General features: G+C 62.5%; 11 protein-coding genes and 1 pseudogene. 7 read left to right on the top strand and 5 right to left on the bottom strand.

Annotated features, from left to right (window positions below; genetic code table 11):
- Window positions 1-18: 18 nt before the first annotated feature.
- Window positions 19-678 carry a carbonic anhydrase gene (locus VGH68_RS00585; RefSeq protein ID WP_414696873.1) on the top strand — a complete coding sequence of 220 codons (660 nt, stop codon included), beginning with the start codon at window positions 19-21 and terminating at the stop codon, window positions 676-678.
- Window positions 679-964: 286 nt separating this feature from the next.
- Window positions 965-2686, top strand: coding sequence for a ubiquinone-dependent pyruvate dehydrogenase (poxB, locus tag VGH68_RS00580; protein WP_331601565.1), 1722 nt, complete (start codon window positions 965-967; stop codon window positions 2684-2686).
- Window positions 2687-2805: 119 nt separating this feature from the next.
- Here the strand turns inward: poxB and VGH68_RS00575 are convergent, their stop codons facing one another.
- A complete protein-coding gene (locus VGH68_RS00575; protein WP_414696872.1) occupies window positions 2806-4761 on the bottom strand; it encodes a ShlB/FhaC/HecB family hemolysin secretion/activation protein in 1956 nt (651 codons plus the stop codon).
- Window positions 4762-5022: 261 nt separating this feature from the next.
- On the opposite strand from VGH68_RS00575, the gene VGH68_RS00570 reads away from it, so the two are divergent.
- Window positions 5023-7455 carry a filamentous hemagglutinin N-terminal domain-containing protein gene (locus tag VGH68_RS00570; RefSeq protein WP_331601564.1) on the top strand — a complete coding sequence of 811 codons (2433 nt, stop codon included), beginning with the start codon at window positions 5023-5025 and terminating at the stop codon, window positions 7453-7455.
- A gap of 334 nt (window positions 7456-7789) precedes the next feature.
- Entirely contained in the window at window positions 7790-8647 is an 858-nt protein-coding gene (locus tag VGH68_RS00565) for a PA4780 family RIO1-like protein kinase (protein ID WP_331601563.1), read from the top strand.
- A 64-nt stretch (window positions 8648-8711) separates the two neighbouring features.
- On the opposite strand, the gene VGH68_RS00560 is transcribed toward VGH68_RS00565, so the two are convergent.
- Entirely contained in the window at window positions 8712-8960 is a 249-nt protein-coding gene (locus tag VGH68_RS00560; protein ID WP_331601562.1) for a divalent metal cation transporter, read from the bottom strand.
- 260 nt (window positions 8961-9220) lie between these two features.
- Here VGH68_RS00560 and VGH68_RS00555 point away from each other — a divergent pair, with 260 nt between their 5' ends.
- On the top strand, window positions 9221-10156 hold the full coding sequence (locus VGH68_RS00555) for an NAD(P)/FAD-dependent oxidoreductase (protein ID WP_331601561.1): 936 nt from the start codon (window positions 9221-9223) through the stop codon (window positions 10154-10156).
- 65 nt (window positions 10157-10221) lie between these two features.
- On the opposite strand, the gene VGH68_RS00550 is transcribed toward VGH68_RS00555, so the two are convergent.
- The 3 genes from VGH68_RS00550 to VGH68_RS00540 form a co-directional block, all read right to left on the bottom strand.
- Entirely contained in the window at window positions 10222-10482 is a 261-nt protein-coding gene (locus tag VGH68_RS00550; protein WP_331601560.1) for a hypothetical protein, read from the bottom strand.
- Window positions 10483-10930: 448 nt separating this feature from the next.
- A complete protein-coding gene (locus tag VGH68_RS00545) occupies window positions 10931-11260 on the bottom strand; it encodes a hypothetical protein (protein ID WP_331601559.1) in 330 nt (109 codons plus the stop codon).
- Between the two features lie 74 nt (window positions 11261-11334).
- Complete coding sequence (locus VGH68_RS00540; protein WP_331601558.1) at window positions 11335-12522, bottom strand: GGDEF domain-containing protein; 1188 nt, start codon at window positions 12520-12522, stop codon at window positions 11335-11337.
- 473 nt (window positions 12523-12995) lie between these two features.
- On the opposite strand from VGH68_RS00540, the gene VGH68_RS00535 reads away from it, so the two are divergent.
- Together VGH68_RS00535 and VGH68_RS00530 are read left to right on the top strand one after the other, a co-directional pair.
- On the top strand, window positions 12996-13652 hold the full coding sequence (locus tag VGH68_RS00535) for a peroxiredoxin (RefSeq protein ID WP_331601578.1): 657 nt from the start codon (window positions 12996-12998) through the stop codon (window positions 13650-13652).
- A 136-nt stretch (window positions 13653-13788) separates the two neighbouring features.
- Window positions 13789-13981 (top strand): annotated as a pseudogene (locus VGH68_RS00530) (hypothetical protein); the annotation flags it as partial.

Genomic DNA, 13981 nt, shown 5'->3' with positions numbered 1-13981 from the left:
CTCGTGGACAAACTGATCATGGGCATTGTTGAATTCCGCGAGAACATGCTGCCGCAATACGCGCAGCAGTTCAGCAGATTGGCGCTCGCGCAGACGCCCGATGCGCTCTTCATCACCTGCTCGGACAGCCGGGTCGTGCCGGACCTGCTTGCGTCGACCCATCCGGGCGATCTGTTCACGATGCGCAACGTCGGCAACCTGATACCGCCAGCGACGGCGGAGGGGGTCTCTACCGGCGACGTTTCCGAAGCAAGCGCAATCGAGTACGCAGTGCTGGTGTTGAAAGTCGCGAATATTGTCGTGTGCGGGCATTCCGAGTGCGGCGCGATGAAAGCCGTGTTTGCACGCAGCGCCGAGCTGAAAACGCCGAATCTCGACAAATGGCTGTACCACGCCAATAACGCAGCGTTTCGCCTCGAACACGAAGGCCCGCTCGACGGCAGGCTGAAACCGCACGATCAATTGTCGCAACTCAACGTACTCGTGCAGCTCGAGCATCTGATGACCTACCCGATCGTTCACCAGCAAGTCACTGCGGGCGCACTGGTGCTGAGCGGCTGGTGGTTCGACATTGCGACTGGCGACATGTATGCCTATGAGCGCGTGAGCCGCTCATTCGAAGTCATCGACCGCGCGATGGCTGACCGGATGATTGCGCGCCTTGCGCCGGCGCGGTGAAGATGCATGAAGCTCTTCTGCACAATCGCCACCTCGGGTCGATGGGCGAGCCGTGGCGAGATGTCGCCGCCGACGCAACGCGTAGCGCGCAATTGCAGATTGCTTTCAGTCGGCTCCATGCAGATATTTCAGGGCGGCAGTTCAGCATTTTTTTCGCCGCTCTGGTAGCTTGACAGGCGTGGCATAGCAGCGCCGGGCAGGATCCTGGTGCCGCTGTCTATGCTGGCGTCGCGGCCGTGGTCGTGGTTCAACGCCCGGTCGAGCCCCTACCGTGAAGGAGTCAAGCATGGCCAGCACTACCATTGCCGCCTATCTCGCCGCTACACTCGCCGCCGCGGGTGTCGAACGGATCTGGGGCGTGACGGGCGACAGTTTGAACGGGCTGGCCTACAGCCTCGATCAGCTCGGCTCGATCCGCTGGATGCACACCCGGCACGAGGAAGCGGCCGCCTTTGCCGCCGGGGCCGACGCGGCCTCGACAGGGCGTCTCGCGGTGTGCGCGGGCAGTTGCGGTCCCGGCAATCTGCATCTGATCAACGGTCTCTTCGATTGTCATCGCAATCACCAGCCGGTGCTGGCCATCGCCGCGCACATTCCGTCGACTGAAATCGGTCTCGGTTACTTTCAGGAAACGCACCCTCAGGAGCTGTTCAAGGAATGCAGCTATTACGTGGAGGTGGTATCTCGCCCAACGCAGTTTGCGCGCGTGCTGGCGCGGGCGATGCGCACCGCTGTCGAGGAGCGCGGCGTGGCGGTGATCGTGTTGCCGGGCGATGTGGCGCTAAGCGAAGGCCCCGCCGAAACACCGTACTGGACGGAAAGCGCGCCGCCGCGGATGCTTCCTGCCGAGGCGGATCTCGATCGCCTCGCCGCACTGCTGAACGGCTCTGACGCGGTCACGATCATGTGCGGCAGCGGCACGCAAGGAGCACACGACGAAGTGGTGGCGCTTGCCGATACGCTCGGCGCACCGGTGGTCCACGCGCTGCGCGGCAAGCAGTTCATCGAGTACGACAATCCTCACGACGTCGGCATGACGGGGCTGATCGGCTTTAGCTCGGGTTATCACGCGATGATGTCCTGCGACACCCTGCTGTTGCTCGGCTGCGACTTCCCCTATCGCCCGTTCTATCCGGCCGACGCGAAGATCATCCAGATCGACTGGAAGGGCTCGCAACTCGGTCATCGCGCGCCTCTGTCGCTCGGGCTCGTCGGCACGGTGAAGGAAACGATCACTGCGACGCTGCCGAAGCTGCAACGCAAGACGAACCGCAGTTTCATAGCCAACGCGCGCAGGCACTATGCGTCCGCCCGCAAGGGCCTGGACGACCTGGCGACACCGGCCGGTCAGGGCCGCCCGATCCATCCGCAGTATCTGGCGAAGATGATCGACCAAGCCGCCACCGACGACGCGATTTTCACCGCCGACGTCGGTACGCCCACCGTCTGGGCCGCGCGCTATCTGACAATGAACGGCAAGCGGCAGCTGCACGGCTCGTTCAATCACGGCTCGATGGCCAACGCGATGCCGCAGGCGCTGGGTGCACAGGGCGCGCATCCGGGGCGGCAGGTCGTGTCGCTATCGGGCGACGGCGGCTTGTCGATGCTGCTCGGCGACTTGCTCACCGCACGGCAGCTCGATTTGCCGATCAAGGTAGTGGTGTTCAACAACAGCCTGCTGGGTTTCGTCTCGATGGAATTAAAGGCAGCGGGTTACCTTGATACCAATGTCGATCTGAGCAAAACCGACTTTGCGGCCATCGCGAAAGGCGCCGGCATTTTCAGCATTCGCGTCGAAGAGTCGGAGGACGTCGCGGGCGCGCTGAAACAGGCGTTCGACCATCCGGGGCCGGCGCTCGTGGACGTGGTCACGTCGAAACACGAACTCGCGATGCCGCCCACGATCGAGTTCGCCCAGGCCAAGGGCTTTAGTCTTTACATGATGCGCGCCATTCTCAATGGACGCGGCGACGAGATCGTCGAACTGGCCCGCACCAACCTGCGCTAGCCGCACGGATTCCCGCTATCGGTTGTGTTCTTCACATGGGGTGGTGGGCGAACGGGAAACATATGCAGGAGACAACCGGACGACGGCAACGACAGCAACGACGGCAGCGCCGCACCTGCTCATGTTCCGATCGACACATATAAAAGCACAGTCGGCGCCTTCGAACCATTCGGTGTAAGCGCACGTAGAGGCGCGCCATACGTGCAGCGGAATTCGACGAATCGCGACCACTGAAAGCGTATTCCGGCGCCGATACCCGCGAGCAGCCCCGGATTGTTTTCCGCTGGCTGGTCGATGCGAGTCCATACATGCCCGGCATCGAAAAAGATGAACGGTTGCACGACCGCATTGCTTGCGCCGAACTGCACCGCAGGTGTGCGCAACTCGGTCTGTGCGTTCCAGCCTCGATCGCCGAGCACGACGTACGGGTCGTAACCCCGTACGCTGGACTCTCCGCCGAGCCCCAGTTCTTCGCTCGGCAGCAACGTATCCGGAGTCCACTGAAACGTTGCATTGGCCGTCAGCACGAAGCCAGCGCCCAGCGCGAATGCACGTGCCGCCGCCAGTTGCATGTACACGTAGCGGGGCGTCGCGCCCTGCCGCGCGGCGTTGAACGCCGCGTCATTGTTGTTGCCATCCAGCCTGCCCGGACTTGCGACCAGTGTTGCTGAAGCGTGCGCCGTCCCCGCCTCTGTCGGCTTGCTGAAGTCGTAGGTCAACAGAAACTGGTGGATGTGAGTATTCGAGTTAAAAACCTGAAAGCCACCGAATTCCAGATCGTTGTTGCTCCGCTTGAAGTCGTATCCGATCTGTATGAGCTGGGTGGTGTCTGCAAGGGTCGGCAGACGCAAGTCGTAGCGGAAACTGAATTGCGCGGAGATGCCGCGCTGCCCAAACGTTCCGGGTAGCTGTGGCGCGCTCTGCGCGTACACGCCGAACAGCTCGATACTGTGCAGCCAGGGCAGCGGTGCCGAGTAGCTCAGCGCGTGAGCCGTGTAGCGCGTACGGTTGGCACCCCCTTCGCTGTTCGGATTGCTGCTGAAAAAATCGCTGCTGGCCGTGAATTGATAGGCGATCTGCTGATCGAGGCCAAACAGGTTGCCGTAGCCTATGCCCGCAAAGTACCGGTCGCGGCCGAGTTCGGGCACGCCGGCATTGTCGTAGCCCGCGTTGGCGCGAAACGGCACGCGGTCTTCGGTTTGCAATATGACGTCGGTCGTGTTTGCTTGCTGAGCGGGTGCGAAGACGGTATCGACCCGCCGATAAGGATTCGCGTTGAGCACGGCAAGTCCCAACGAGACTTCTCGTTGCAGGATGGGTTCGCCAGCTTGAAGCGGCATTTCGCGCTCCAGTAGCGCGCTCGAAAAATGGCGGTTGCCGCTCGCGCGAATCTGACCCAGCCTGAATTCGGCGACGTCGATATGCACCACACCGGCGCTGACATCCTGCTCCGGCACATAGACATCGACCAGCGGCATTCCCGCGGCCCGATAGCGATCGATCACAGCGCGACGTATTTCCGCCAGCCGTCCGAAAGTCAGGGGCCGGTCGAGATCGGCGGCGAACCTGTCAAGGAAGCTGGCATCGAGCACGGGCAGTCCCTGCGCAACGATACGTTGCTGCGGGGTGGGGGACGCCGTTGCGGACGATCCAGCGATTTGGAACACCAGTCCGGCAAGCTGCTTGACGGCTATCCGTTCGGCGTCGGCTGCGTTGTCGGACGGCACTGGCGGCGGCGCGGGCCGCGGAGACTGCGGTGCGGGTTGCGGCGCAAGATCGCGCCATGCCTGCGCGTTTGCAGGTGAGCTCGGCACAACGGCCAGGAGACACGACGCAATGACCAGGCAACGGATGCGGTTGAACGCGTCGCTCCATCGGCGGGACGGATTGATGGCGGATAGCTGGTGCCGCGCGGTCTGCACACTGCACGCGCCGTGACGGTCGCCTGGTCGGTCAATTGCGCCTGAATACCTTTCGATCATGCCCAGATTCGCAGATGGCGGGGTGTCGGTGAAGGCGGGACCGGTTCCGGTCAAGCGGTATTGTGACAGAGGCTTTCGGCCGACGAATAGCATTGCATCGCCTCGGCTATCGACGTTGCCAACCTGACGTTCTACCCCGCAGGCAATGCGGGGCGCTGTCACATTTCTTAAGCGGATGATGAGTGAGCTCTCCGACGAGCGGCCAACAGGCGCGTGCACTAGCCGCAAAACGCTGAAGTATAGGCATGCATCCGCGGCGGCAACGGCTATTCTTCAGACACCGCGACTAACGCTGGTGCAGTCGGCCCGCGGCTCGTTCGCGGCCAGTTCGTACCGCAAGTGGAAGGAGGATATATGTCGCATCCAACGTCACCCGGGCCCGCGCGACGCGCGCCGCAACGGCGGCCGTTGAGCGCACCCGTCCGGCTCGCTGTGGGCATCTTTCTCGCCGGACCGTCGCTGACCCCTGCTGTGCTTGCAGCGGGCGTCCTGCCGCAGGGCGGCAGTTACGCGGCCGGCGCCGGCAAGATAACCAGTCAGGGCAATACGCTGATGGTCACCCAACCAGGCTCGACGCGCGGTGTGATCGACTGGAACAGCTTCTCGATTGGCCGCAACAACATCGTGACGTTCGACAACGGATCGGGCGCGACCTTGAATCGGGTCACGGGCGGCTCGCCGTCAGCCATCCTTGGCAGACTGAGTGCAACGGGCAGCCTGTATCTGATCAATCCGCAGGGCATCGTCGTCGGGCCCGCGGGCGTCGTGACAACGGGCGGACGGTTCGTCGCCTCTACGCTCGATGCCGGCAACAGCGCTTTCATCATGGGTGACCCTCTGACGCTGTCGGGCGAGTCAAACGCGAGCGTGGTCAATCTCGGCAAAATCAGTTCGAGCGGCGGCGATGTGTTCCTGATCGCGCGGCAAGCGGTCGTCAACGCGGGCACCATCCAGGCGCCTGGCGGCACGGCCGAGCTGGCCGCAGGCGAACAGGTGCTGTTGCAGGACTCGGCCGGCAGCAGGCAGATTTTCGTGCAAACGGGCAGTGATGGCGCGATCGTCAACCGGGGACGCATCGCAGCCGCGCAGATCAGCCTGCAGGGCGCCGATGGCAACGTGTATGCGCTCGCGGGAGGCGGGTCTCGCCTCCGCGCAACCGGCACGGCGAGCCGCGACGGACACGTATGGCTCGTTGCGGACGGCGGCCGTGTCGAGCAGTCGGGCGTCGTCACCGCGAGCAACGCGGACGGCAGCGGTGGGACGGTCGATACGGATGCAGCGCACCTCTCATTCGGCGCAAAAGCAGCCGTCCACGCGGGCCAATGGAATCTCTCGACGCCAGCGCTGACGATCGACGATTCCGCTGCACGCGCACTGCGCCGCAGCCTGAATTCGGGCACTTCCGTCAATGTCGCCACGACCGGTGCGATGGGCGCGACCGGCGATCTCGACGTCGCATCGAACCTGCGCTGGCGGGGGCCGGCTTCGCTGACGGTCGCCGCGTACCGGGACGTGTCGGTCGGGAGCGGCGCGACGATTGCGAACAACGGTGCGGGCAATCTGACCCTGCGCGCCGACGCAAGCGGCAGGGACAACGGCGGCAGCGTCGCCAATTACGGCGTATTGGACTGGTCGAACAGCACCGGCACGCTGAGCGCTTTGCACGACATGAACGGCACGTACGTTGCCGGTACGCAACTGAGCAACGCGGCGTGGGTGCCCGCCGCATTCAGTGGGCTGGTCACGCAAATCACCGCATATAAGCTCGTGAACTCGCTGGTCGATCTGACTAACGTCGCCAACGATCTCACTGGTAATTACGCGCTCGGCAAGAACATTGATGCTAGCGCGACCAGCAACAGCGCCTTCGTTCCGATCGGCAACGTCGGCACACCGTTCACGGGGCAGTTCGACGGACAAGGCAATACGATTAGTTCGCTGACGCTCGCACCGTTGGTGGCTTCGCCGTATCTGCAGGTGATGGGCCTGTTCGGCGTAATCGGCACCCAGGGCGTCGTGCGCAACCTCGACATTTCAGGTACGGCGAACGTGGCTAGCAACCCGATGGCTAGCGTCTACATGGGCTTGCTCGCCGGTATGAACAACGGAACGGTCTTGCGCGTGAACACATCCGGCACGGTTGTGAGCGGCGGACCTAACGCTTTCGCTTCGCTCGACTTTTCGATCGCCGGCGGGCTCGTGGGCGGCAACGCCGGCTCGATTCTGCGGTCTTCGAGCAGCGCCGCGGTAACCGCGGGCAATACGCTCGGCGGTCTGGTGGGCGCGAATGGCGGCCTGATCGACCAGTCGTTCGCCACCGGTCCGGTCGTCTCGCTCAGTTATATCAACCAGGGCGGCGGCGGCCTTGCCGGCGACAACAGCGGCACGATCAACCAGTCTTACGCCACCGGCTCGACCCTGCTCCAGGGCTACTGCCGGGGCGCCGCGGGGACGCCATGCGGTGGTGCGGCACTGGTCGTCACCAACGAAGGAACGATCACCCAGTCATTCGCAACCGGCCTGGTGACGCAGCCGTTCTATGAACCGATCGGCATCGCGCGGACCAATACAGGCACGATCGCGAACGACGTGTACTGGAACACCAACACCACGGGCGCCACAATCGGCGTGGTGTACGGTACGTCGATTCCCACGGCGAACGGGCTGACTACCGCGCAGATGAGCACGCCGGCATCGTTCGTGTCGTATGACTTCGGTCCGACGGGAGTCTGGGCGATGCCTGCCGGCGCGACACATCCGGTGCTTCGCTGGCAACTGGCGCAATGACGGACGCGAGCCAGTCAATAGGGTTTCCAGAATAAAAAGCGGCCCTTCAGATGTCTGGGCTCGCACGGCGGTTCAGGGCGGGGTGCTGCCCGCCGGGCCAAGCTCGATGCCACGAGGCACCGGGGCGGCAATGTTTTGACCTCGCCGGCAGGGAATGAGGGAACCCCGATCCCGTATAATCCGGCATGACTCCATCTGTCTCCCACCCAGCAAGCTCACGTTCGGCAGCACCGGCCGCTCGATTCATCGGTTTGTTGATCGCGCATATCTCATCAGGTCTTTCACCATCCACCCATATGGAACGCACGTCCCACGCGCCGCAGTTGGCGGCCGAATGAAAATACCCAAACGGCTCGCACCGCTTCTCGAAGAAGGACTCATTGACGAAGTTATCGGCCAGTTGATGAGCGGCAAAGAGGCAACGGTGTATATCGTGCGCAGCGGCGAATCGACGCGTTGCGCAAAGGTCTACAAGGACGCGAAGCAGCGCAGTTTCCGGCAAGCCGCTTCGTACCGGGATGGCCGCAAAGTCAAGAACAGCCGGCAGGCCCGTGCGATGGAAAAAGGCACGCGCTACGGTCGTCAGATGCAGGAAGCGTCATGGCAGAACGCCGAAGTCGACGCGCTATTCCGGCTCGCCAACGCAGGCGTGCGCGTGCCGCAACCCTACATTTGCAGCGATGGCGTGCTGCTGATGGAACTGGTGGTCGATGAAATGGGCGACGTTGCGCCTCGGCTGAACGACGTCGACATGACAGAAGCCCGGGCTCTCGAACTGCACGCGGTGCTGCTCAACCAGGTGGTGCGCATGCTCTGCGCCGGCGTGATTCACGGTGACCTGTCGGAATACAACATTCTGCTGGCAGCGGACGGACCAGTGATCATCGATCTGCCTCAGGCCGTCGACGCAGCCGGCAACAACGAAGCCGCGTCGATGCTCAAGCGTGACGTCGACAACTTGGCCGCGTACTTCGGACGGTTCGCACCGCAACTACTCACCGCAAACTATGGCGCGGAGATCTGGGCGCTCTTCGAAGCAGGCCGCCTGCATGTCGACGCCGAATTGACCGGCCGCATCGAACTCGACACGCGACCTGTGGATCTCGATGGCGTACTGCAGGAACTCGAAGACACACGTCTTGAAGAGGACGCGCGAGTGCGACGACAGCAGGAGCTGAGCGCGGGCCGGTAACGTGCTGCACGTTCGACGGTATTCGTGTTCATGGCGGCAATATTTGGCCGTTGCTTCGCGGCGATCATGCGGTTCGGCGTGACATAGCCGCGGTCCAGCGGTCTTCTATCGCGCCTGACGAGTAAATCAGAAAGAGTGTAGGAGAAAGCGACGCGCCGAGGATGCTCGCGCCGATGAACCAGTACGTCGCGGCTTCGCCATGCGGACGGCTCGGTGCCGCGGCGGCAAGCACATGCGTCCATTCGGGCTTGAGCCGGATGGCGGCCGCGACGAAACACAGCGAGTGGGCTTCATGGCGTCGAGCATCGAGCAAGCCTCGTTCCCTGTGGAGGCGGCAGGCGCTCGCCCCGCACAGCCCCGGCTCGGCGTTCGTGCATCTTCTGCGTGTGGGCACGACGACGCCACGTCGCCGGTGTCGCGGCTCGAATGACCAGCGTGGCCGGCCTCCGGCATGTGGCGTGCTGCAACGCTGCAGATTGTGATGGGCTACGGTAGCGGTTGGATTTGCCGGGTCCCCGGCTCGTCGATCGGCCTTTTTGCAGGCACTTTTCGCAGCGCTATTCGAGGTAAGAGATGAGTGATCCATCGTCAGGGATCGTTGACTGCGCGATCGTGGGCGGCGGCCCCGCGGGACTGACAGCTGCGTTGTACCTTGCCAGATTCAGACGATCGGTCGTCGTGATCGACGCCGGTGAAAGCCGTGCCGGACTCATTCCGATGGTTCGGAACCTGTGCGGGTTCGAAAGCGGGATTGCGGGTCACGTGCTGATTGACAAGGTGCGGCGGCAGGTCATGTCGTACGACGTGCCTTTTTACCGTGCTCTCGTGACTGCGGCTCGCGTCAGGGGCGATGCCTTCGAGGTCTCGTACCAGCCCACCGAGTCCACTCAAACGCCATTGACGTTGCGCGCCCGGAGAGTGCTTGCTGCGTGCGGAATTCGCGACCGGTTGCCACCGCTTGCCGATGCAGCCGCTCTCACTCAACGAGGCCTGTTGCGGCTATGTCCGATATGCGACGGTTATGAGGCGCACGATAAATGCGTTGCCATCTTCGGGCCGGCCAAACGCGCGTTGTCGCATGCATTGTTCTTCCGCACGTTCGCACGCCAGGTCGCGGTCGTCGCGTCCGATATGGACAGCTTGGGCGACGACGAGCGCCGAGCGGCAAATGAGCGGTCGGTTCACCTGGTCACGCTCGGCTCGATCGCGACGCCTGGCGATACGGAGGACAAGTGGCAGATCAAAAACGTCGATGGCGACAGGTATACGTTTGATGCGGTGTATCCAGTCATGGGATGCACGCCGCAAGCTGCATGGTTCGACAACTTGTCGATTGCGCAAGACGCGACCGGCATGATCGTTACGGACAAGCACCAGCGAACCAGCGTTGACGGCTTGTATGCCGCGGGCGACCTGGTGAACTCGTTAAATCAGATTAGCGTTGCAGCTGGGGAAGGCGCGGTCGCCGCCAGCAGCATTCATTCGAGTTTGCCGCCGAATCCACTGTGAGCCGTCTGACGTTTGCGAGGTATTCAGGGAGTCCCGTCAGCGAGGCACTGTTCGATGATTCCAGGCTAGCGATAGTTGACGAAGTTGATCACGTCGTTGAGGAACCACGGCAGGATCAATTGGGTATCGGAGTAGCTGGTACCGACGGTGAGCCTTGGAGGCCGCGGGGCGGCGTCGTTGGGCGTCGCACCGTTGGGCGTGGACAGGATGTAGCTGTCCGTGCCGGGCGCGCCTGGTGGGACGCTCAGATTATTCGCGGGCGACGATGTCGAGGTACAGCCGGCAGTGAGCACGGCGAGAGCCGCGGCGCAGCAAAGGGACTTCATGGTGGCGTGAACTCCAGCAACGTAGCCTGGCAGTGTGAATGAGTTGGAAGCCGGCGCGCTAAGGATGCCGCACGCTGAAAATGAAGTCCACTGCCGCGCCCTACGTCCATCGATCGCAACGGGTGTGTAGTTTGCGCCGACCTTGTTTTTCTCGGCGGGATGACGCCGAATTGGGTTGTCACCTGATTCAATCTATCGTCCGGCCAGTTCGGGCTGGACGATCGGTAGGCCGTTGCGCGCTTGCCGAGTAATCACCGGTTGGTTACGCCCGCGTTTGCGCGCCGGCATAGGACATGCCAGAGGCGTTGCTGGTTAGCGGGCTCGCGTTTTTTACCGGCCGCCGCATCACGATGTCGCCATCATTCGCGCACCGTATGCGCTTCGCGTATCTATTGCCTTTATATTGGCTTTACGCTTATCGGCGGCCGGTTGTCAGCTTGAACTGCTGTTATTGATGAGCCGCCGGCGACGCGACGCTCGGCGTCGCCAGCGTGTTGTTGGTCTTGGGAGCCGGTGCGTCGGACGTCGAGCCGTTATTCGAACTCGGCAGGCCCGAGTTCGGCGCGCGCCCGGCATTCATGCCGCTGTCGGAGCCGGTGGCGCCTGGCGAGCCGTAGCCGCTCGTCATGCCGTTCGTCTGATTCATCTGGTTCGATGGACTAGCGGTGCTGCCCGACGTACCGCCGCCACTGGAGCCCCCGGCTGCCTGTGCATAAGCGCCGCCCGACAACGCGAGTGTGGCGACGGCCGCGATTAGCATGCTGGTTGTCTTGCTCATGGTCCGTTCCTCCTGGTTGGGACAGGAAATATCGATGCAGACGATCGCCGCCTGCGCAACCATGAGTTCAGCAATCACCGTGCCGCGTTCGCATCGGCGGGTTCGGTCCACCGGCTCTGCAACGACCCGGCCAGCACCACGCAATTTCTGCCGCTGGCTTTTGCCGCATACAGTGCTGTATCGGCTCTCGCCATGACCGAGGCCACCGTGTCGCCGGCTCTGAACTCGTCGACACCCGCGCTGAGCGTACAGGTGACGTCCCCGCTCGGCGCCTGCGAAACAGACTCCGCGACGATCGCGCGCAACCGGTTGGTGAGACGGGCCGCCTCTTCTTTGCCGGTCAGCGGAAGCAGCAACGCGAACTCCTCGCCGCCGATGCGGCCGACGATGTCGGTTTGCCGTATTCCGAGCGATATGGTCGAAGCAACATGCGCAAGCGCCTTGTCACCGGCGGCGTGCCCGTGCCGGTCATTGATGCGCTTGAAGTTGTCGATGTCCAGGATCGCGATAGACAGCTTCGACTTCGCCAGCCTGGCGTCATCGAGCAGCGCCTCGGTCTGGGCGATGAAAGCCCGCCGTCCGAGCACGCCCGTCAGATCGTCGATCGTAGCGAGGCGTTCCATCCGCTGCGCCAGCCGGTCATGCGCCAGCATCACCGTGCCTACCGACAGCGCTGGCAAGGTCATCGTGGCCATGCCGAGAAATGCCACGTTGATCGAGGTGGGCTCCAGAAAAGCGGTTTCGTGCGCGAGGCCGAATCCATAGACGACACAGCGAATCGCATGGACGATTGCTCCCAGGACTGCGGCAATGGACACGAAGTGGTACGCATACTGCGGTCTGCCGGCAGGCCGGTGCCGCTGCACCACCCAGACGATCGCAAACCGGATATAGGCGAGAAATCCCGATATCAGCGCGCCGCGGGCATCGACGTCGGGCGATACATACGTCCAGTAGACGATTGCTACGAGGATTGCGCCCAGCGCCCCGTATTCCCAGCTGATCGATGACCGTCGATGAAAGAATCGCCGGAAGCCCTGAAGCGCGAGGAACGACCCGATCACCAGCAACGTGCTCGCGCTCGCCACGACGACGTCCAGTCTTCGGAACAGCAGCAGAACCGCCGTGACGGCCAGCAGGGCACTAGCCACGCACCAATGGCGTATCCCCGGCACGGGTGCGTGAAACAGCGAGCCCAGAACGGCGACGCCCATCAGGCAGGACAGAATCGCAACGCCGATCAGAGCGGTCGGAATGGACATGGCAGCGGGGCGAAGGAATGTGATTCAGGAAGGCAGTTGGCGCAACGAATTCGTGCAGCTATTTCGGCTGCCGTCGCGCAAGCGCATATCGTACCGGAAGAAATTTCCGCGCAACGCGAATAGACGGTCAAACTTTCAATCACTTCCCAGTCGACGTAAGCTGTAGGTAAGCAGACGAGTGCTTCAACGCGCGTAGCGCGACTGGACGCGGCAGCGTGGACTGAGGATTGATACGGTCTCCATGGGCGCCGATCTGCGCACGGTGAGCCCGGGGCGCTGTACACGCCATTTACGAGCATCGGCCAGGCATTCGCGCCCGCTATTGGCACCGGCTATTGCCAGAGGCGCCGAAGTTCGTCACTCTTGAGAATCCGGTGTTTCGGCACCGAGATTTTCCCCGGACCCGTGTTGGGCCGTTGCTGACAGCCCTGGATCGGGTCTTCCGTTTAACCTTTACTTCACAGGACGGCAATATGTCACTCCGCATCAATGACGTCGCGCCCAATTTCACCGCGCGCACCACGCAAGGCACCATCGATTTCCATGACTGGATTGGGGACCAGTGGGCCATCCTGTTTTCGCATCCGAAGGATTTCACGCCGGTTTGCACGACCGAACTCGGCTACATGGCGAAGATCGAGCCGGAATTCACGAAGCGCAATGCCAAGCTGATCGGCCTGTCCGTCGATCCGGTCGAAGACCACGACAAATGGGCGGCCGACATCGAGGAAACCCAGGGTGCCGCCGTCAAGTACCCGATGATCGGCGACACCGATCTGGCGGTCGCGAAGCTGTACAACATGCTCCCGGCCGACGAAGGCGGCACGAGCGAAGGGCGCACCGCCGCCACCAACGCGACCGTGCGCTCGGTCTTCGTCATCGGCCCGGATAAAAAAATCAAGCTGATGCTGACTTATCCGATGACCACCGGCCGCAACTTCGACGAAATCCTCCGCGTGCTCGATTCGATGCAATTGACCGCCAAACACAAGGTCGCGACGCCCGTCAACTGGAAGCAGGGCGACGACGTCATCATCACCGGAGCCGTCTCCAATGAGGAGGCCGACAAGACCTTCCCCGGCTACAAGACCGTCAAGCCTTACCTCCGCACCACCGCTCAACCCCAATAACCCCACCATAGGTATCCAGACAAATGTGTTCGATGACGGGATGAAGGCGCGCGAGATGTAGATCTGCCGGTTGCGGGCGCGCCTTTCTCGCCGCCTTTCTCGTGGATGCGTGCTGTGATAATACAAAGAGATTCTTATGATCCTGAAACAGTACTACCTGGGCTTCCTGGCGCATGCCTCCTACCTACTCGGTGACGAGTCGAGTTCGACCGCGACGATTGTCGACCCACAGCGTGATATCCACCAGTACCTGGTTGACGCGGAGAAGTTTGGCCTCGAAATCCGCCACGTCACCGCATTGCCGTTCATTGCGCGAGCGGATACCGGTC

It is taken from the genome of Paraburkholderia sp., assembly GCF_036488505.1.
In the GTDB taxonomy this organism is placed as follows: domain Bacteria; phylum Pseudomonadota; class Gammaproteobacteria; order Burkholderiales; family Burkholderiaceae; genus Paraburkholderia.
The sequence above is the reverse complement of the archived record's forward strand: the minus strand, read 5'-3'. Positions and strand labels throughout refer to the sequence as shown.